The 19,699-nt window shown below is 63.0% G+C and carries 18 protein-coding genes; 12 read left to right on the forward strand and 6 right to left on the reverse strand.

What is annotated here, in order from left to right; translation table 11 throughout:
• Positions 1-18 precede the first annotated feature (18 nt).
• The 5 genes from PQQ96_RS18700 (at position 19) to PQQ96_RS18720 (ending at position 4,149) form a co-directional block, all read left to right on the forward strand.
• A complete protein-coding gene (locus tag PQQ96_RS18700; protein ID WP_408294759.1) occupies positions 19-735 on the forward strand; it encodes an SURF1 family protein in 717 nt (238 codons plus the stop codon).
• Between the two features lie 72 nt (positions 736-807).
• Entirely contained in the window at positions 808-1,470 is a 663-nt protein-coding gene (locus tag PQQ96_RS18705) for an SCO family protein (RefSeq protein ID WP_408294762.1), read from the forward strand.
• Between the two features lie 22 nt (positions 1,471-1,492).
• Positions 1,493-2,602, forward strand: a complete 1,110-nt coding sequence (locus PQQ96_RS18710) for a COX15/CtaA family protein (protein WP_408294764.1) — start codon at positions 1,493-1,495, stop codon at positions 2,600-2,602.
• Between the two features lie 6 nt (positions 2,603-2,608).
• Positions 2,609-3,514 (forward strand): heme o synthase, encoded by a 906-nt coding sequence (cyoE, locus tag PQQ96_RS18715; protein WP_408294767.1) that lies wholly within the window; start codon positions 2,609-2,611, stop codon positions 3,512-3,514.
• Between the two features lie 5 nt (positions 3,515-3,519).
• Entirely contained in the window at positions 3,520-4,149 is a 630-nt protein-coding gene (locus PQQ96_RS18720; protein WP_408294770.1) for an SCO family protein, read from the forward strand.
• 66 nt (positions 4,150-4,215) lie between these two features.
• Here the strand turns inward: PQQ96_RS18720 and PQQ96_RS18725 are convergent, their stop codons facing one another.
• The gene (locus PQQ96_RS18725; RefSeq protein WP_201072279.1) at positions 4,216-4,506 is read right to left on the reverse strand and encodes a YciI family protein; all 291 of its coding nucleotides are present in this window, start codon (positions 4,504-4,506) and stop codon (positions 4,216-4,218) included.
• Positions 4,507-4,786: 280 nt separating this feature from the next.
• On the opposite strand from PQQ96_RS18725, the gene PQQ96_RS18730 reads away from it, so the two are divergent.
• Complete coding sequence (locus tag PQQ96_RS18730) at positions 4,787-6,352, forward strand: methyl-accepting chemotaxis protein (RefSeq protein ID WP_408294774.1); 1,566 nt, start codon at positions 4,787-4,789, stop codon at positions 6,350-6,352.
• A gap of 151 nt (positions 6,353-6,503) precedes the next feature.
• Complete coding sequence (locus PQQ96_RS18735) at positions 6,504-7,316, forward strand: MetQ/NlpA family ABC transporter substrate-binding protein (protein WP_408294777.1); 813 nt, start codon at positions 6,504-6,506, stop codon at positions 7,314-7,316.
• Positions 7,317-7,490: 174 nt separating this feature from the next.
• Here PQQ96_RS18735 and PQQ96_RS18740 read toward each other — a convergent pair whose 3' ends face one another.
• On the reverse strand, positions 7,491-8,417 hold the full coding sequence (locus tag PQQ96_RS18740; RefSeq protein WP_408294780.1) for a bifunctional helix-turn-helix transcriptional regulator/GNAT family N-acetyltransferase: 927 nt from the start codon (positions 8,415-8,417) through the stop codon (positions 7,491-7,493).
• 374 nt (positions 8,418-8,791) lie between these two features.
• On the opposite strand from PQQ96_RS18740, the gene PQQ96_RS18745 reads away from it, so the two are divergent.
• From PQQ96_RS18745 to nagE, 5 genes are all read left to right on the forward strand, one after another.
• On the forward strand, positions 8,792-9,526 hold the full coding sequence (locus PQQ96_RS18745; RefSeq protein WP_074285541.1) for a GntR family transcriptional regulator: 735 nt from the start codon (positions 8,792-8,794) through the stop codon (positions 9,524-9,526).
• Between the two features lie 110 nt (positions 9,527-9,636).
• On the forward strand, positions 9,637-10,740 hold the full coding sequence (gene nagA / locus PQQ96_RS18750; RefSeq protein WP_201072284.1) for an N-acetylglucosamine-6-phosphate deacetylase: 1,104 nt from the start codon (positions 9,637-9,639) through the stop codon (positions 10,738-10,740).
• On the forward strand, positions 10,733-11,740 hold the full coding sequence (locus PQQ96_RS18755) for an SIS domain-containing protein (protein WP_408294918.1): 1,008 nt from the start codon (positions 10,733-10,735) through the stop codon (positions 11,738-11,740). The genes nagA and PQQ96_RS18755 overlap by 8 nt, the downstream gene beginning before the upstream one ends.
• A 38-nt stretch (positions 11,741-11,778) precedes the next feature.
• Positions 11,779-14,343, forward strand: coding sequence for a phosphoenolpyruvate--protein phosphotransferase (gene ptsP / locus PQQ96_RS18760; RefSeq protein ID WP_408294784.1), 2,565 nt, complete (start codon positions 11,779-11,781; stop codon positions 14,341-14,343).
• 97 nt (positions 14,344-14,440) lie between these two features.
• Positions 14,441-16,219, forward strand: coding sequence for an N-acetylglucosamine-specific PTS transporter subunit IIBC (gene nagE / locus PQQ96_RS18765; RefSeq protein WP_408294787.1), 1,779 nt, complete (start codon positions 14,441-14,443; stop codon positions 16,217-16,219).
• 148 nt (positions 16,220-16,367) lie between these two features.
• Here the strand turns inward: nagE and cydX are convergent, their stop codons facing one another.
• The 4 genes from cydX to cydP are packed head-to-tail and all read right to left on the reverse strand — an operon-like array spanning position 16,368 to position 19,529.
• Positions 16,368-16,484 carry a cytochrome bd-I oxidase subunit CydX gene (cydX, locus tag PQQ96_RS18770; protein ID WP_408294790.1) on the reverse strand — a complete coding sequence of 39 codons (117 nt, stop codon included), beginning with the start codon at positions 16,482-16,484 and terminating at the stop codon, positions 16,368-16,370.
• 28 nt (positions 16,485-16,512) lie between these two features.
• The gene (cydB, locus tag PQQ96_RS18775; RefSeq protein ID WP_408294793.1) at positions 16,513-17,649 is read right to left on the reverse strand and encodes a cytochrome d ubiquinol oxidase subunit II; all 1,137 of its coding nucleotides are present in this window, start codon (positions 17,647-17,649) and stop codon (positions 16,513-16,515) included.
• Between the two features lie 34 nt (positions 17,650-17,683).
• Entirely contained in the window at positions 17,684-19,279 is a 1,596-nt protein-coding gene (locus PQQ96_RS18780; protein WP_408294796.1) for a cytochrome ubiquinol oxidase subunit I, read from the reverse strand.
• The gene (gene cydP, locus PQQ96_RS18785) at positions 19,269-19,529 is read right to left on the reverse strand and encodes a cytochrome oxidase putative small subunit CydP (protein WP_408294799.1); all 261 of its coding nucleotides are present in this window, start codon (positions 19,527-19,529) and stop codon (positions 19,269-19,271) included. The genes PQQ96_RS18780 and cydP overlap by 11 nt, the downstream gene beginning before the upstream one ends.
• Positions 19,530-19,699: the final 170 nt, after the last annotated feature.

Consider the following 19,699-nt stretch of genomic DNA (forward strand, 5'->3'; position numbering starts at 1 on the left):
CGTAGTGGAGCGCGTCCGATGAAGTTCCGCCTGGTTCCCGCGCTGTTGATTCTGTTTGTCATCGTGGTGACGGTGCGGCTTGGTTTCTGGCAGCGCGACCGCGCGCATCAGAAGGAAGCGCTTGAGGCGCACATCACGCAGTTCGAAGACGCGCCCGCGCAGCCTGTCAGTACTACGCCGGTCGAGCTGAAGGACATCGAGTTCCATCGTGTGAAGGCGCGCGGCAGTTTCGTCGCGGATAAAGTCGTCTATCTGGATAATCGCCCGTATAACGACCAGCCGGGCTTTTACGTCGTGATGCCTTTTAAACTGACCGACGGCGGTTATGTGCTGGTCAATCGCGGCTGGTTGCCGCGTAACACGAGCAATCGCGAGACCATCGCGCCGTACGCGACGCCGCAAGGCGAGATCGAAATCGAAGGCATTGCGCGTGCCGATGCCTCGCGTGCTTTTGAACTGGGGCAGGGCGGGTCGGCCGCGCATCAGAAGATCCGCCAGAATCTGGATACGGCGGCCTACGCTGCGGAAACCGGGCTGCCGTTGCAATCGTTCGTGATCCAGCAATTGAGCGACGACGGCGACAAACTGGTGCGCGACTGGCCGGCGCCGACAAGCGGCGTCGAGCGCAACTATGGCTACATGTTCCAGTGGTGGGGCATGGCGGCCGCGGCCCTCGTCTTCGGCCTGTATGCCGCGCGCCGCGCCGCGAAGAAAGAGCACGCGCCGAACGCATAACGCATCACCCGCGGTATCCCGTGCCCTGAACAAGGGCCCCGAAGCCGCGCAATCATTGAAAGAGGTCCTGTAGTGTCGACGCAATCCCCCCGTTCGCCGCAAGCCGGCAAACCCGTAGCTCCGAAAGTGATGCCTGGTCAACCCAATGGCACGGGATCGTGGAAGCGCGGCCGCTGGATGCTGCTGTTGCTGGCGGTCATCTGCGCCGCGCCGATCGCCGTGTCGTATTTCGTTTATTACGTGGTCAAGCCGACCGGCGGCAGCACGAGCTACGGCATGCTGGTCGAACCACAGCGGCCGATTCCCGACTCGCTCGTCGTCACGGGTGAAGACGGCAAGCCGCTCAAGCTCGCGTCTTTGCGCGGCCGCTGGTTGCTGATCTCCGTCGACAACAGCGCATGCGATAAAGCCTGTGTCACCAAGCTGTACTTCATGCGACAAATCCGCGCAGCTCAGGGCCCGGAACGCGAGCGCGTCGTCGAAGTGTGGCTGCGCACCGATGCAGGCAACGTGTCCGATGTGATACAAAAGGCCTACCCCGGCACCGACATGCTGATCGCCAACCCGGCGCAGGTGTCCGCATGGCTGCCGACCGACACCGGCACCCAACTCACCGACCACATCTACATGGTCGATCCGAACGGCAATCTGATGATGCGTTTCCCGAAAGATCCGAACCCCAGCAAGATCAAGGGTGACGTGACCAAGTTGCTCAAGTGGTCGAGCATCGGCTGATGCCGCAACAAGGGTAAGAAAGATGTTCGTACTGCAACTGGCCCTGATCGGCTTGTGTATCGCGGCGTTGCCGCTGTCCTACATTTGGGTCAAGGCCGACGACGGCAAATTCCGCAAGCTGGTCTGGCTCACCACGTTCCTGACGCTGGATCTGGTGATGTTCGGCGGCTTCACGCGTCTCACTGATTCCGGTCTCGGCTGCCCCGACTGGCCGGGCTGCTACGGCACGTCGTCGCCGTTTATCGCGCACGCCTCGATTACCGCCGCGCATCAATTGATGCCCACCGGCCCGGTCAGTATGTCGAAGGCCTGGATCGAGATGATCCACCGTTACTTTGCGATGGCGATCGGCGTGCTGATCATCGCGCAGACCTTGATTGCGTGGACGGCGCGTATCAAGCGCCGTCCGCTGCACGTGTCGCCGTGGTGGCCGACTTCGCTGCTGCTGCTGATTCTCGTGCAGGGCGCGTTCGGCGCGTGGACCGTGACCATGAAGCTGCAACCGATCATCGTGACGACCCATTTGCTGCTCGGTCTCGCGTTGCTCGGCACGCTCGGCTGGCTGGCCGCGCGCCAAACGCCGCTGCCGGCTTATGAGCCCGAAGCCGCGCGTTGGCGCGCAGCAGCGATCGCCGGCCTCGTGCTGCTGGTCGTGCAGATCGCTTTGGGCGGCTGGGTCAGCACCAACTACGCGGTGCTCGCCTGCACGGACTTTCCGACCTGCAACGGCCAATGGATCCCGCCGATGGACTTCGCGCACGGCTTTCACCTGTGGCGCGCGCTCGGCATGACCGGCGACGGCGACATGATCACGCAAGATGCGCTGGTCGCCATCCACTGGACCCACCGCACCTTTGCGATCGTCGTGGTCGCCTATCTGGCGTGGCTCGCGCTGAAACTGCGCCGTTTCGAGTCGCTGCGGCGGCCGGCAAACGGCGTGTTGCTGGTGGTGCTGATCCAGTTCGTCACCGGCCTGTCGAACATCGTCCTGCAATGGCCGTTGCCCATTGCGGTCGCCCATAACGGGGGGGCCGCAATCCTGCTGCTGCTGCTCGTTATGTTAAACTTTCGGATCGCTTATAGCCGTCCCGGCCGCGCCGTGTTGCCTGCGCGCGATGCCGCGCCAGCGTGACCCCACATGGACAGCACAACTCTCTCCCAAACGCCCGGTAGCCGGGTCTCCCAGTACATCGCCCTGACGAAGCCGCGCGTCACGCAGCTCGCTGTGTTTTGCGCAGTCATCGGCATGTTTCTGTCGACGCCCGGCATGGTGCCGTGGACCGTCCTGATCGGTGGCACCGTCGGCATCTGGCTGTTGGCCGGTGCGGCGTTCGCCATCAATTGCCTGATGGAACAGAAGATCGACGCGAAGATGCGTCGCACGTCGTGGCGGCCGTCCGCGCGCGGCGAAATTACGACCCCGCAGATCCTGCTGTTTTCGGCCGTGCTCGGCGGCCTCGGCATGTGGACGCTTTATACGTTCGCCAATCCGCTGACCATGTGGCTCACGCTCGCCACCTTCGTTGGTTATGCGGTGATCTATACGCTGCTGTTGAAGCCCGCCACGCCGCAGAACATTGTGATCGGCGGCGCCTCGGGCGCGATGCCGCCGGCGCTCGGTTGGGCCGCTGTCACCGGTCACGTGCCGGGCGACGCATGGATTCTCGTACTGATCATTTTCGTGTGGACGCCGCCGCATTTCTGGGCGCTCGCGCTGTATCGCCGCAAAGACTACGAGAGCGCCGGTCTGCCGATGCTGCCGAACACGCACGGCGAAAAGTACACGCGCCTGCATATTCTGCTGTACACCGTGATCCTGTTCGCGGTCACGATGATGCCGTTCATCTCCGGCATGAGCGGTGTGGTGTACCTCGCGGCGGCCGTGTTGCTCGGCGCCGTGTTCCTCGCGTATGCGTGGAAGATCTATCGGGAATATTCCGACGATCTGGCGCGTAGGACTTTCCGTTACTCGATCGTTTATCTGTCGCTGCTATTCGCCGCGCTGTTGATCGACCACTATGCGCGCGTCGTGATCGGCGCGTAACACCCATGCTTATACAACGCTTTGTGCGCACGGCGAGTGCCGCCGCGCGTGTCACCGTGATCGCTTGCGCACTCGGCGGCGCGTTGCTGGCAGCGGGCTGCGGCAAGCAGCCGCCGGCGTTCCAGAACCTCGACATCACCGGCAATACCCAATTCGGGAGTGACTTCTCGCTGCCCGACACGTCCGGCAAAGTTCGCACGCTGGCGGACTACAAGGGCAAGGTGGTGGTGCTGTTCTTCGGCTACACGCATTGCCCTGACGTCTGCCCGACCACGATGGCCGAGCTCTCGCAAGCGCTCCAGCAACTCGGCCCGGAAGACGCGAAGCGGGTGCAGGTGCTATTCGTCACCGTCGATCCTGACCGCGACACGCCCGCTTTGCTCGCGCAATACGTGCCGGCGTTCAATCCGACGTTCGTCGGCTTGCGTCCGGCGGACCAGGCGCAACTCACCAAGATCACGAAAGACTTCCGCGTGTACTACGCGAAGGTGCCGGGCAAGACGCCCGATAGCTATACGATGGACCACACGGCGGCGAGCTATGTGTTCGACCCGGACGGCAAGCTGCGTTTGTTTGCACGTGACGGCCAGGGCGCCACACCGTGGGTGCACGATATCAAGCTGCTGCTCGATTGATGCATTGATGCAGACGGGCGCGTGCATCTGCCGCGCGCCCGTATTCAAATTCCTTCGCTGTCGTTCTCAAGCCGGCATCGGCAAATTCATCCCGGGCGCGAGGCGCGTCGCCTTGAACTCCGTCACCTCGTAACGTGCGAGCTTCTGCTCGGCGAACGGGTCGCTGGCGAGGATCTCATCCAGCTTATCGCGCTCGATGCGCACCGCCAGAATGATGCCGCCGTCGCGCGGCACCTTCGGCCCGGCGGCCACGAAAACCCCTGCTTCGAACTGCTTGGTCAGAAACGCGCGGTGCGCTTCGAGTGCGTCGTCGACGCGTTCGAGCGATGCGGTGTAGATGAGATTGATGACGTACATGAGCGTTCTCGTAAGCAATTGAATCCGCCCGTCGAGGTTCGCGGGCATGGGTCTCCGATTATCTGTCAGCAGACGATTCATTGCGTATGGTCAACGTCGATTCATCTCTCGCCCCCTTGTCGTTGCTTCCTTACAAGTTGCCTCAAGTTGAACGGCTGCCATGCCGATATACCTGAGGCAATCGTTTGCGCGTCAGCTATGCAAGCACGTTCGCGAGTCGCGATCGGATTGCAATTCAGACCGCAAACAGCGTACGAATCACACGAGAGAGACCACAACAATGAGCAGGATGAGTTTGAATCGCAAACTATGGCTGTCGCTCGCGCTCGTCTGGCTGGGGCTGCTTGGCGTCGGACTGTGGAGCGCGGTCGAAACGCGCAGCACAATGCTGGCCGAGCGCAAGGCGGGTATGAAGAACCTCGTCGATGCCGCGCAGGGCGTCGTGAACGGCTATTACGCGCTCTCGCAGAGCGGCAAGATGAGTGAGGCCGACGCACAGCGTGAAGCACTCGCACGCCTTGCGACGATGCGCTACGGCGAATCCGGTTATCTGTTCGTGATGGACTCGAAACCGGTCGTGCTGATGCATCCGACGCTGCCGCAAATGACCGGCAAACCCGTCGGCGATTTCAAGGACCCGGACGGCAAGCTGCTCTATGTGACGATCGTTGACGCCGCCAAGGCGACCGGCCGCGGCTTCGCGCAGTATCGCGGGCGCTTGCCGCACAGCGAAACCGCGGTGCCGAAAATCAGCTACGTGGTGCGTTTTGCGCCGTGGGACTGGAACATCACGAGCGGCGTGTTCATCAAGGATATCGACACGGTCTACTATGAAACGCTGCTTGGCCACCTGCTGGTCGTGCTGGTGATCGGCGCGATCATTTCGCTGGCGATGCTGCTGATCATTCGCAATGTGCGCGCGAGTCTTGGCGGCGAGCCGGAACAGGCGGCGCGCTTGGCGACGAGCATCGCCAGGGGCGATCTCACCCAGGTCGTCGACCTTCGTCCGCAGGACAAGACCAGCATGATGGCAGCCATGCACGACATGCAGAACCGTTTGCAACGGACCATCGGCGAGATCCGCCACGCGGCGGAATCGATCGCCTCGGCGACCCAGCAGATTGCCGCCGGTAACGGCGATCTGTCGCAACGCACCGAGCAGCAGGCGGCCTCGTTGCAGGAGACGGCGGCGAGCATGGAAGAGCTCACCGCGACGGTCAAGCAGAACGCGGACAACGCGCGTCAGGCGAGCGGTCTGGCGCACAACGCGTCGGAAATCGCGATGCGCGGCAACGACGTGGTGAGCCGCGTGATCGGCACGATGGGCGAGATCAACGACAGCTCGCGGCAGATCGCCGACATCATCGGTGTGATCGAAGGCATTGCGTTCCAGACGAATATTCTGGCGCTGAACGCGGCAGTCGAAGCCGCGCGCGCAGGCGAGCAGGGCCGCGGCTTTGCGGTCGTCGCCGGGGAAGTGCGCAGCCTCGCGCAGCGCTCGGGAACGGCGGCCAAGGAGATCAAGCAGTTGATCGGCGCGTCGGTGGAGCGCGTGCACAACGGGTCGACGCTGGTCCAGCAGGCGGGCACGACGATGGGCGAGATTCTGCAAGCGGTGCAGCGCGTCACCGACATCATGGGCGAGATCGCGGCGGCGTCCGAGGAGCAGAGCAGCGGCATTTCGCAAGTGGGCCGCGCGGTCACGCAGATGGACGAAGTGACGCAGCAGAACGCGGCGCTGGTGGAGCAGGCAGCGGCTGCGGCGGCTTCGTTGCAGGATCAGGCCGGGCGTTTGCGCGACACCGTGAGTGCGTTTCGCGTGAACGGCGTCGCGCAAGGTGCATAACGATATGCGATCGTGATATTTCCCATCTCGCCGGGCATATGAGACCATTTGCGGCCCAGTTGGCGGCGCACGGCCATAAGCACGCAAGCGCAGTAGGGCCGCCGCCGGCTTCCACCCGAATCTGACACCGATCAGAGAAAGCGAGAATCACATGCAGCGCAGAAATATCCTTAAAGCCCTCTCGGCCGTGGTCGCCAGTGCGGCGATCGTTACCAGCTTCGGCGCACACGCCGACGACAAGGTCATCAAGGTCGGCACCATCGGCGGCCCGGATGCGCAAATCTGGGAAGTCGTCACGAAAGTGGCGAAGCGCGAAGGCCTGAATGTGAAGGTCGTCGAATTCAACGACTATGTGCAGCCGAACGCCGCACTCGACGCCGGCGACCTCGACGCCAACAGCTTCCAGCACCAGCCGTACCTCGACAGCCAGGTCAAGCAACGTGGCTACAAGATCGTCAATGCCGGCCTGACGTACATTTCGCCGCTCGGCATCTATTCGAAGAAGCTGAAGTCGCTGAAGGATCTGGCGCAAGGCGCGAAGATCGCTGTGCCGAATGATCCGTCGAACGAAAACCGCGCGCTGCTGCTGTTGCAGGCGCAAGGCGTGATCAAGCTGAAGGCCGGCGCGGGCACGAACGGCAATAACGCCACGCCGCTCGACGTTGCCGAGAATCCGAAGAAGATCAAGCTGCTCGAGCTCGACGCAGCACAGCTGCCGCGCTCGCTGTCGGATGTCGATGCTGCCGCGATCAACACGAACTTCGCGCTGGCCGCCGGTCTGCAGCCGACCAAAGACGCGATCGCGCTCGAAGATATCCACAGCCCGTACGCGAACCTGATCGCCGTGCGCGCGCAGGACAAGGACAAGCCGTGGGTCAAGAAGCTGGTCGCGGCTTACCAGTCGGAAGACGTGCGCCAGTTCATCAAGACGCAGTTCAAGGGTTCGGTGGTGCCGTCGTTCTAAGCGCGATCGCACCTAGGCGGCCCCATCCGATCGACGCTGGAACCGCAAAACGAAAACGCCACGGGAAACTGTGGCGTTTTTTTTCGCCCATGCACGCGCCCGTTTGCCGCTCGCCCGCGCGTGCGTATCTGCCGTAGGCCGCATGCGCCGATGCACGCACCTCCAGGCGCGATCCTACAACTCCAGCTCCCATCGCTCGATCGTCAGATCCTTGCCGAAGCGCCGCTCCGCTGTCGCACAGGCGAGCTTAAAGCCGGCGCGTTCGCATAGCCGCCGCGGTTCCTCCAGCGTGCTGGCCGTGGTCAGCGTGAGTTTGGTATACCCCGCGCGCCGGGCGAACCGCACGCATTCGCTCATCAATTGCGTGCCGATGCCAAGACGCTGCACGTCCGACTCGACCCACAACAGCCGCACGCCCGCCACCGTCGTCGAGACCCCGACGATGCACACCGAGCCGACCACCACGCCTTCCTGATCGGCAACCCAGCACATCTCGCGCACCCGATCGTTGCGTTGCGTGTAATCGGCGACGACGCGGGCCAGCAAGCCTTCGAACGATTGATCCCAGCCATGTTGCGCGGCGAACCACTGCGCCTGCCGATGCACGAGCCAGCCGCAGTCGCCTGGGCGCGGTTGCCGGAGGATTACGAGTTCGTGCTGCGGCTTGCTGTCGAGCAGCCGCTCGATCACCTTCATCGCGGCGATCAACTGGTCCTGGGAGAGTGCTGTGAGGCTGTTCAGCACCATCGATACTTCGTCGATCGCTGCCGCATCGAGCGGTGCGTAGGCCGCATGACCGTTGTCTGTGAGGGCGATCAGCGACTGACGCGCGTCCGAGTCGGACGGCCGTCGCGTAATCAGATTGCGTCGTTCGAAGCTGGTCAGAAGGCGGCTGAGGTAGCCGCTGTCGAGGCCAAGGTTGCGCCCGAGCACCGAGGCCGTCTGCGCGCGTCCGCGGGACAGTTCATGCAGAACGCGCACTTCCGTCAGCGAGAAGGCGCTCTTTGCCAAATGCTCATGCAGTGCGCCAATGTGCTGCGTATAGAAGCGGTTGAAATGGCGGACGGCCTGAGCGCGCCGAAGCGCCTCGGAATCTGTCAAATGCGGCTCCCCGGGGGATTTTTATGGCTTGCTACACAGCACTATATTGGAACGGAACCCATTAAAAAAGCCGGGTGGCTAAGGGAGCGCATCAAAGTGGTATCAGACAGGTATCGATTTCCGGACGTCTCCTCAGCGAGGAAGAGAACCAATATGGACCACGAAAATGCTGACCGGCGTCTCGAATACGGGTAAATCCCGATCCCAGTAAACCACCCTCCGAGGCCCCCAGATTACCTTCTAAGGCTTATCCAGCAGGGCTCTCCGTCAATCCATACCAGCATGGGACCAGTCCGTTGACTGGTATTATGTTGGTTATATAATGGGCTCTCATTTTCGTAGGCCGCACTCTTCAAGACGACCGCCGGAGCCCCATGGAAACTCGCTGGTCCGCACTGATGCCTGACGCCCGCAACGTCACGCCGCTCTATTTGCAGCTCGCGCGCAATCTGGCGACGGCGATCCACTGCGGCGTGTGGTCGGCGGGTGAAGCGCTACCGTCGGAGCGCACGCTCTCGGATGCGATCGGCGTGTCGCGCATCACCGCGCGCAAGGCGATCGAGCTGCTGGTCGAGCAAGGCTTGATCCGACGGGCGCGGGGCGCGGGCAGCTTCATTACGCCGCGCGTCGAAGACCCGCTGTCGCGGCTTACCGGCTTCACCAAGAAAATGCAGCAGCGCGGCTTCCGGCCGGATTCGGTGTGGCTCGAGCGCGATATCCGCGCCGCCAACCGTGATGAGCTGGTGCACCTTGGCCTGTCGCCCGGTGCGGCGGTGGCGAGTCTGCGGCGCCTGCGGCGCGCGGACGGCATCGTGATGGCGGTCGAGCATTCGGCGTTGCCCGCGGCGATCGTGCCCGACCCGCTGGCCATCGGCGTGTCGCTTTACAGCTATCTCGAACAACGTGGCGCTGCTGTCGTGCGCGCCTTGCAGCACTTTCGCGCGGTCAACGCTTCGAGCGAGATCGCCTCGTTGATGGATATCGAACCGCGCTCGGCGCTGCTGGTCATTACCCGTATCGGGTATAGCGCGGACCAGCGTGCGATCGAATTGACCGACACCTATTGCCGCGACGATTACTACGACTTTGTCGCTGAATTGCGCACCTGATTGGCGTGCTTGATTTGCGCACCTGAGCACGCCACGCGGCCCGCCGTCACGTACGGCGCCATCGGGCGAAATTCAGTCACACCCCGCATTACGCCTCACCAGAGAGACTCATGCTGACCGGAAACATACTCACCACCGATGGGTGGATTCACGGCACGCTCGAATACGAAAACGGCCGTATCACGGCGCTGACAGGCGAACGCGTCGATCCGTCGAAGAACGACGCGCCGTACATCCTGCCCGGCTTCATCGATCTGCACGTGCACGGCGGCGGCGGCTCCGACGTAATGGAAGGCGGCGACGCGATCGAAACGATCACCCGCACGCATGCGCGTTACGGCACGACCAGCCTGCTCGCCACCACGATGACCGCGCCGCGCGACGAGCTGATGAGTGTCGTCGCGGGTCTGGGCAACAACGCGCGCATTCGCACACCGGGCGGCGCGCGCGTGCTCGGCGTCCATCTGGAAGGTCCGTACATCAACCCCGGCAAGCTCGGCGCACAACCCGACGCAGCCGTGTCGGCGGTGATGGACGAAGTGCTGAAGTATCTGTCGATCGCGCCGATTCGCGTGGTCACGCTGGCGCCGGAAATCGCCGGCCACATGGAGATCATCTCCGAGATGGCGGCGCGCGGCGTGCGCGTGCAGCTCGGCCATTCGCTCGGCACCTACGACGACGCCGTCGCCGCACTCAAGCATGGCGCATGTGGCTTCACGCATCTGTTCAACGCGATGTCGCCGCTGCATCACCGCAATCCCGGCCTCGTCGGCGCCGCGCTCGCGCACGCCGAATTCGCCGAAATCATTCCCGACTTGCTGCACGTCCATCCGGGCGCGATCCGCGCCGCGTTGCGCGCGATTCCGCGTCTCTACGTCGTGACGGACAGCACCTCGGCCACCGGCATGCCCGACGGCGAATACCGCCTCGGCAGCCAGCATGTGACGAAGTGCCTCGGCGGTGTGCGTCTCGCCGACGGCACGCTCGCCGGCAGCACCCTGACGATGGATCAGGCGCTGCGCAATCTCGTCTCGATCGGCTTGCCGATCGCCGATGTTTCAAACCGTTTGTCGCGCTACGCCGCCGACTACCTCGGCATCGAAGACCGCGGCCGCATTGCGCGTGGCGCGTGGGCCGATGTGGTGGTGTTCGATCGTGAACTGGCGTTGACCGCGACTTACGTCGAAGGAGAATCAATTGTCGAATATGCTTAAAGAGGCGCTGGCGTCCGCTGAAACGGTCGCCGCGCAACTCAGGGATACCTCGCGCGTCGAGGCGTTGGCGGCGAAGCTCGCCCAACAGCCGCGCCACGTCGCACTGACGGTTGCGCGCGGTAGCTCGGACCATGCGGCGAGTTACTTCGCCAGCCTGACCATGAGCCGCCTCGGCGTGCCGGTCGCCTCGCTGCCGATGTCGGTCGCGACGCTCCAGCAGGCGCCGCTTCAGGTGCGCGATCAGCTCGCGCTCGCGTTCTCGCAATCGGGCAAGAGCCCGGACCTGGTCGGCACGATGGAAGCATTGCGCAAGGCCGGCGCGTTGACGGTGGCCGCAGTGAATGCGCCGAACTCGCCGCTGGCGGACGCTTGCGAATTTCACCTGCCGCTCGTCGCCGGTCCGGAACTGAGCGTCGCGGCGACCAAGAGCTACATCGCCATGCTGTCGATCTCCGCGCAACTGGTCGCGCACTGGCAGAAAGACGATGCGCTGCTCAACGCGTTGAATACGCTGCCCGACGCGCTGCAAGCCGCGGGCAAACTCGACTGGTCGAAAGCGGTCGACGAATTGCGCGGCGTCGAACGCATGATCGTGATCGGCCGCGGTCTGGGTCTCGCGATCGCGCAGGAAGCCGCACTCAAATTGAAGGAAACCTCCGGCATCCAGGCCGAAGCGTTTTCGAGCGCGGAAGTGCGGCACGGTCCGATGGAACTGATCGACCGCGACTATCCATTGCTGGTCTTCGCACCGCGCGGCCCTGAACAAGCCGGCTTGCTGCAACTCGCGCGCGATATGCAGGCGCGCGGCGCCCGCGTGCTGCTCGCCGCACCGGCCGATGTGCCGGAAGCGACGCTGCCGCTCGCTACTACCGCTCATGCGGCGCTCGATCCGATCGCTGCGATCCTGTCCTTTTATGTGATGGCCGCCGGCCTTGCCGCCGCGCGTGGGCGCAATCCTGACGCGCCACGCCATCTCAACAAAGTCACCGAAACTCACTGACGAGAAATCAGATGCGACGTGTCGAGGAGTCCCGCTTGATGAGCCATTCTGAAGGCCATATTGTTTTGCTCGCGCCGATGACCGGTCCGGTCGTGCCGCTCGCGAATGTGCCCGACCCTGTGTTTTCGGGCGGCATGTTCGGCGATGGCATCGGCATCGATCCGCTCGAGGGGCGACTCGTCGCGCCGTGCGACGGCACCATCACCCATCTCGCGCGCACCGGCCATGCGGTCACGCTCGCGACGGCCGAAGGCGTGGAGATTCTGCTGCACATCGGCATCGACACGGTCGAGCTGAATGGCAAGGGCTTTGCGCCGATGGTCGCGCAGGGCGCACAGGTGCGCACGGGTGAAGTGCTGATCGAATTCGATCAGGACCAGGTTGCGCTGAATGCGCCGAGCCTTGTCTCGGTGATCGCGATTGCCAATTCGGATGCGTTCGAGATTGTCGAGCGTGCGCAAGGCGGCATCGTGAAGGCAGGCGAAACGCCATTGCTGATGCTGCGTGCTCGCGGCGGCGACGTGGCGCAAGCCTCGCGTCAGGCGAGTGCCACTAACGTGACCGAAGAAGCCCGTCAGCAAGTCACGCTGATCCACGCCGGCGGTTTGCATGCGCGGCCGGCGGCGCGCGCTCGTGAAGCGGCGCGTGGTTTCGATGCGCGCGTCGAAGTGCGTTACGAAGGGCGTAAGGCGGCGATTGAGAGTGTGGTCGGTTTGCTCGGCCTCGGCGCTGGTGAAGGGGCGACTGTCGAGCTGCTCGGCGTCGGTCCGCAAGCCAAAGCCGCAATTGAAGCGATTGCTCATGAATTGACACGTGAAGCGCACGGCGAAGTCGAAGAAAAACCGGCACGTCAAAGCTCACCGGCGCCGCAAGTGATTGCGCATCCGGCGGGCGAAGCGCTCGCGCCGAATACGCTCGCGGGTGTATGTGCGTCACCGGGCGTCGCGGTCGGCAAGCTGGTGCGTTGGGATGATGCGGATATCGATCCGCCGGAAAAGGCGAACGGCACGTCGGCGGCTGAAAGCCGTTTGCTCGACAAGGCGATTGCTACCGTCGACGCTGACCTCGGTACCACTGTGCGCGATGCGTCGCAACGTGGAGCGGTGGGTGAGGCGGGTATTTTCGCGGTGCATCGCGTCCTGCTCGAAGATCCCACGCTGGTCGACGCCGCGCGCGATCTGATCAGCCTCGGCAAGAGCGCCGGCTTTGCGTGGCGCGAAGCGATCCGTGCGCAGATCGCCATCCTGACGAAGATCGAAGACGCATTGCTCGCGGAACGTGCAGCCGATCTGCGCGATATCGAAAAGCGCGTATTGCGCGCGCTCGGTTATACGAATGCCGCGGCACGCACGCTGCCGGAAGAAGCGGTGCTGGCGGCTGAAGAGTTCACGCCGTCGGATCTGTCGTCGCTGGATCGCACGCGCGTCACCGCGCTGGTGATGGCGCGTGGCGGTGCCACTTCACATGCGGCGATTCTCGCGCGCCAGGCGGGCATTCCAGCACTGGTGGCAGTCGGCGATGCCTTGCATGCGATCCCCGAAGGCACGCAAGTGGTGGTGAACGCCACCACCGGCCGGCTCGAATTCGCGCCGACCGAGCTCGATGTCGAGCGTGCGCGTCTTGAGCGCAGCCGTCTTGCCGGCGTGCGCGAAGCAAACCGCCGTACCTCGCAACAGGCGGCAGTGACTGCCGATGGCCGCGCGATCGAAGTCGCAGCGAACATCGCCACGCTCGAGGACGCGAAAACCGCCGTCGACAACGGCGCCGATTCCGTCGGCCTGCTGCGCACCGAACTGTTGTTCATCCACCGCGCCTCAGCGCCGACCACTGACGAACATCGCCAGAGCTACCAGGCCATCGTCGACGCATTGAGCGGCCGCACCGCGATTATTCGCACGCTGGACGTCGGCGCGGACAAGGAAGTCGATTACCTGACGCTGCCGCCCGAACCGAATCCGGCGCTCGGCCTGCGCGGCATCCGCCTCGCACAAGTGCGCCCGGACCTGCTCGACGATCAGTTGCGCGGTCTACTGGCGGTGCAACCGCTCGGCGCCGTCCGCATCCTGCTGCCGATGGTCACCGACGTCGGCGAATTGATCCGTATCCGCAAACGCATCGACGAATTCGCCCGTGAATCGGGCCGGACCGAGCCGATCGAAGTCGGCGTGATGATCGAAGTGCCGTCGGCTGCATTGCTTGCCGATCAACTGTCGCAACACGCGGATTTCCTGTCGATCGGCACCAACGATCTGACGCAATACACGCTCGCCATGGACCGTTGCCAGGCCGACCTCGCGGCGCAGGCGGACGGCTTGCATCCGGCGGTGCTGCGCCTGATCGCGGCGACCGTGCAGGGCGCGAACAAGCATGGCAAATGGGTCGGCGTGTGCGGCGCACTGGCGGGCGATCCGCTGGCCATGCCGTTGCTCGTCGGCCTCGGCGTGACCGAGCTCTCGGTGGATCCGGTGTCGGTGCCGGGCATCAAGGCGCGAGTGCGCAACCTCGATTATCAGCTGTGCCGTCAACGCGCCCAGGATGCCCTGGCGCTCGAATCGGCGCAGGCGGTAAGAGCAGTGAGCCGCGAAACCTGGCCTTTGGACTGAACCCCACACGGTCCGCAACCAGCTTCGCATAGTCAGGACGTACAGCTACAAAATTCAACGACGACAGTCGACAACGAGACAAGGATTGGAGGTGTCAATGGATGGGAATCCGTTTCTGAAGATTCAGCGCCTGGGCCGGGCGCTGATGCTGCCGATTGCAGTGCTGCCGGTTGCCGGCTTGCTGCTGCGATTGGGCCAACCCGATGTGTTCAACATCAAGATGATCGCCGACGCCGGCGGCGCGATCTTCGATAACCTGCCGTTGCTGTTCGCAATCGGTGTGGCGGTCGGTTTCGCGAAAGACAACAACGGCGTGGCGGGTCTCGCGGGTGCGATCGGTTATCTGATCGAAGTCGCGGTGATGAAGGACATCAACGACAAGCTCAACATGGGCGTGTTGTCCGGGATCGTGGCGGGTATCGTGGCGGGCTTGCTGTACAACAAGTACAAGGACATCAAGCTGCCTGACTACCTCGCATTCTTCGGAGGGAAACGCTTCGTGCCGATTGTCACCGGCGTGGTCTGTCTGGGGATAGGCATTGTGTTCGGCTACGTATGGCAACCGGTGCAAGGCGTCATCGACACGGCCGGCCATTGGCTGACGACCGCGGGTGCGCTCGGCGCGTTCGTGTTCGGCGTGCTGAACCGTTTGCTACTCGTCACGGGTCTGCATCACATCCTCAATTCGCTGACGTGGTTCGTGTTCGGCACCTTCACGCCGCCGGGCGGTGTTCCGGTGACGGGCGACCTGCATCGCTTCTTTGCGGGCGACCCGACTGCGGGCACGTTCATGACGGGCTTCTTCCCGGTCATGATGTTCGGCCTGCCGGCCGCGTGTCTCGCGATGTATCACGAGGCACCGAAAGAACGCCGCGCGATGGTGTTCGGCCTGCTGGCGTCGATGGCGCTCACCTCGTTCCTGACGGGCGTGACGGAGCCGATCGAATTCAGCTTCATGTTCCTCGCGCCGGTGCTGTACGCGATCCATGCGGTGCTGACGGGCTTGTCGCTGGCAATCTGCTCGGCGCTTGGGATTCATCTCGGCTTCACCTTCTCGGCTGGCTTCATCGACTACGTGCTGAACTACGGGCTGTCGACCAAGGGCTGGTGGGCGATTCCGCTCGGCGTCGTGTACGCGGTGGTGTACTACGGCCTGTTCCGCTTCTTCATTCGCAAGTTCAACATGGCGACGCCGGGCCGCGAACCCGCCGCTGAAGAAGAACAGGTCGAGTCGTTCACGGCTGGCGGTTTCGTTTCGCCGGTTGCGGGTGCCGCCGTGCCGCGCGCACAGCGTTATATCGCTGCGCTGGGTGGGGCGTCGAACCTCTCGGTGGTGGATGCCTGCACGACGCGTCTGCGTCTGTCGGTGGTCGATGCCAACAAGGTCTCGGAAAGCGAACTGAAGACGATCGGCGCGCGTGGTGTGCTCAAACGCGGTTCGACCAACGTGCAGGTGATTATCGGACCGGAAGCGGACATCATCGCTGATGAAATTCGCACGGTGATCGCGCAAGGCGGTGGCGATGCTGTGAAGCCGGTGGCTGCTGCTGCGCCTGCTGTGGCTACCGCGCCTGTGGTTGCGGCAAGCGGTGCTCAGGACGGTCCGCTCGATCCGGATCCGCTGCGTTGGCTCGCCGTGTTCGGCGGCGCGGGCAACGTCGTGTCGCTGGATGCCGTGGCGGCAACACGTTTGCGTATTGTCGTGCGCGATCCGTCAGCGGTCGATCGTCAACGTCTCGCTACGCTCGATACCGCGTGGGTTGCGGCCGACACGTTCCACATCGTAGTTGGCAATGGCGCGCAGCGCTACGCCGCGCAACTGGCAACGCGTCTGTCGCCCGATACGGGTGCCGGTACGGCGCCGCAGCCTGCGTGATGCAACGTTAAGGAGCAGCCTGCGCTGCTCCATTGCCGCGCTTCTCTTCCGATAGCGCGGCAATAAAAAAAGCGGCACCTTGGATTCAAGGTGCCGCTTTTGCGTTTACCGGCCGGCGCCTACCGACGCGTGGCCGGCAACGGCTGCATCAATGCGTCTTATGCTTACCCGCTTCCAAAGGCCGGCGGTTTTCCAGCCACATCACGTTGATGATGCCGAACGCCAACGCCACGCCAATGCCGAGAAGCCAACTGAAATACCACATCACAAACTCCTGTTAATCGTATGCCTGATCAATACATCGAATGGTGATTTTCTTCGAGCGCCGCTGCGGTCACCTTGCCTCGCATCACGCGATACACCCAGCTCGTGTAGACCAGGACGATCGGCAGGAAGATGATGACGGCGACCAGCATGATCTGCAGCGTCAGGCGGCTCGAGGTGGAGTCCCACACGGTGAGGCTGCTGCGGCCGTCGAGCGAGGAGGGCATGATGAACGGGAACATCGAGAAGCCCGCCGTCAGGATCACGCCGATGATCATCAGCGAGGTCGACAGGAAGGCGCTCTTTTCAAAGCGCGAGCGCGCCAGCAGCAAGGCAAGTACACCGCCGACCAGGCCAGCGACCGGCGCGATCACCATCCACGGATAGTTTGCGTAGTTGGTGAGCCACAGACCGGGTGCGCCGATCACGTTCTTCAGCAAAGGATTAGCCACCGTATCGAGCGGCGCGGCATCGACGATCTGATAGCCGCCGATCATTGTGGCGATCAGTGCGCCGGCTAGCAGGAACAGCACCACGGCGGCCAGCGAAGCGATCCGCAGCGCGAGCGATGCACGCGCGGCGACGACGTCGTCCGCCTTCATCTTCACGAAGGCTGCGCCGTGTGCGGCGAGCATCGACACGCTAACGAGCCCGCACAGCACGGCGAACGGGTTGAGCAGCGCGAAAAAGCTGCCGTGATACGTAACACGCAGATCGGTGTCGAACGAGAACGGCACGCCTTGCAGCAGGTTGCCGAACGCCACGCCGAACACCAGCGCGGGGACGAAGCCGCCGACAAACAGCGCCCAATCCCACGCGTTGCGCCAGCGCGGGTCTTCACGTTTGCTCCGGTAGTCGAAGCCGACCGGCCGGAAGAACAGTGAGAACAGCACCAGCAGCATCGCGAAGTAAAAGCCGGAGAACGACGCGGCGTAAACCAGCGGCCACGCGGCGAACATCGCGCCACCCGCTGTGATGAGCCACACCTGATTGCCTTCCCACGTCGCGCCGACCGTGTTCACGACGATGCGTCGTTCCGCGTCGGTTTTCGCGATGAACGGCAGCAGAATCGCCGCGCCCATGTCGAAGCCGTCGGTGAGCGCGAAGCCGATCAGCAGTACGCCGATCAACACCCACCAGATCAGTTTGAGGGTTGCGTAATCCATGATGATCTTTCCCTTGGAACAGAGTGGCGGCGAATCATGCGGCCGTGTTGGTCGGCAGCGGCTGATTCAGCGGCTGTTGTTGTTCGTGGTGATAGCGCCCGGTGTGCAGCGACGAAGGCCCAAGTCGCGCGTACTTGAACATCAGCATGATTTCGATGATGAACAGCACCGTGTAGAACACGACGAAGCCGGCAATGCTCAGGTACAGATCAGTCGGTGTCAGGCTCGAGGCGGACAATGCGGTCGGCAGAATGCCGGCGATGGTCCACGGTTGACGGCCCACTTCAGCGACGATCCAGCCGAATTCAGCAGCCAGCCACGGCAACGGAATCGCCCACACGGCCCAGCGCAGGAACCAGCGGCGCTTCTCCAGCAACAGGGAGCGCTGCGCGCAGAACCAGAACGCCAGCACGAAGGTCGCAAGGAACAGGATGCCGAGGCCGACCATCAGGCGGAACGAGAAGAACACGGGCGCCACCGGCGGGATCGTCTTCTTGGCGGCTTGCACGATCTGATCCGGCGTGGCGTCGGTGACGTTCGGAGTGAACTGCTTGAGCATCAAGCCATAGCCGAGGTCCTCCTTGTGGGCGTCGAAAACAGCCTTGACTTCGTCCGTGGCGTCGCCCTGTTTAAGCCTTTGCAGTGCGGCGTAGGCGAGCATGCCGTTCTTGATGCGCACTTCGTTCTCGGCCATCAGATCTTTCAGGCCGACCACCGGTTCGTCGATCGAGCGGGTGGCGATGAGACCGAGCGCGTACGGAATGCGGATCGCATAGTCGGTGCGTTCTTCCTTCTGGTTCGGAATGCCAATGATCGTGAAGGGTGCGGGCGCGGGCGCCGTTTCCCATTCGGATTCGATGGCGGCCAGCTTGACCTGCTGAACTTCGCCGGTGCGGTAGCCGGATTCGTCGCCGAGCACGATTACGCACAACGTCGAGGCCAGACCGAAGCCGGCGGCGATGGCGAACGAGCGCAAGGCGAACTCGGTGTCGCGGCGCTTCAGCAGATACCAGGACGACACACCGAGCACGAACATCGAAGCGGTCACGTAGCCGGCCGACACGGTATGCACGAACTTCACCTGCGCGACCGGATTGAACAGCACCGAAAAGATGCTGTCGAGTTCCATGCGCATGGTCTGGTAGTTGAACGTGGCGCCGACCGGATTGTTCATCCAGCCGTTGGCCACCAGAATCCACAGCGCCGACAGGTTCGAGCCGAGTGCGACGAGGAACGTGACGGCCACGTGCTGCACTTTCGAGAGCCGCTTCCAGCCGAAGAAGAACAGGCCGACGAAGGTCGATTCCAGAAAGAATGCCATCAAGCCTTCAACGGCCAGCGGCACGCCAAAAATGTCGCCGACGTAGTGCGAGTAGTACGACCAGTTGGTGCCGAACTGGAATTCCAGTGTGAGACCGGTGGTGACGCCCATCGCAAAATTGATGCCGAACAGCTTGCCCCAGAACTGGGTCATGTCCTTGTAGATCTGCTTGCCGGTCATCACATAGACGGACTCCATGATGACGAGCAACCAGGACAGGCCGAGCGTGAGTGGCACGAACAGAAAGTGATAGAGCGCTGTGATGGCGAACTGGAGGCGCGACAGTTCTACGACTTCGCTAACGGGCATGTTGATCACCTTGTGACGGATGCGAGGCAGGCACGGACAGCAGCGCCTGCGCGACTTGTTCAGGCAGCAGCGACATATGCTCCGCCTGCGGATGATTGAAGAATGCGTATTTGAGCACCATCAGCAGTGCAAATTTGATGGTGAGGACGATGGCGATATCCCGCGCCAGAGTCGGACCGCGCGCCCAAGCTGCGAACCGTTTGCGCAGGCCCGAGCGAGGGTTGGTATTGCGATTCAGGGCTATGGTCATGATCGGTCGAAGGCGACTTCATACCGGTGAATCCGGCTAAATCCAGGCCGCCTGAGCGGTCTGGTGAGTGCATCCCGATTCTAGGAGTGATGACCTTGTGCGCATGAGTTCGGCACTGCGGCATTGGGTCGCGAACTTCGCTCCGGCCGCACAGTATTGCTATGAGGTTT

The organism is Paraburkholderia sediminicola (assembly GCF_046027825.1).
Classification (GTDB): domain Bacteria; phylum Pseudomonadota; class Gammaproteobacteria; order Burkholderiales; family Burkholderiaceae; genus Paraburkholderia; species Paraburkholderia sediminicola_D.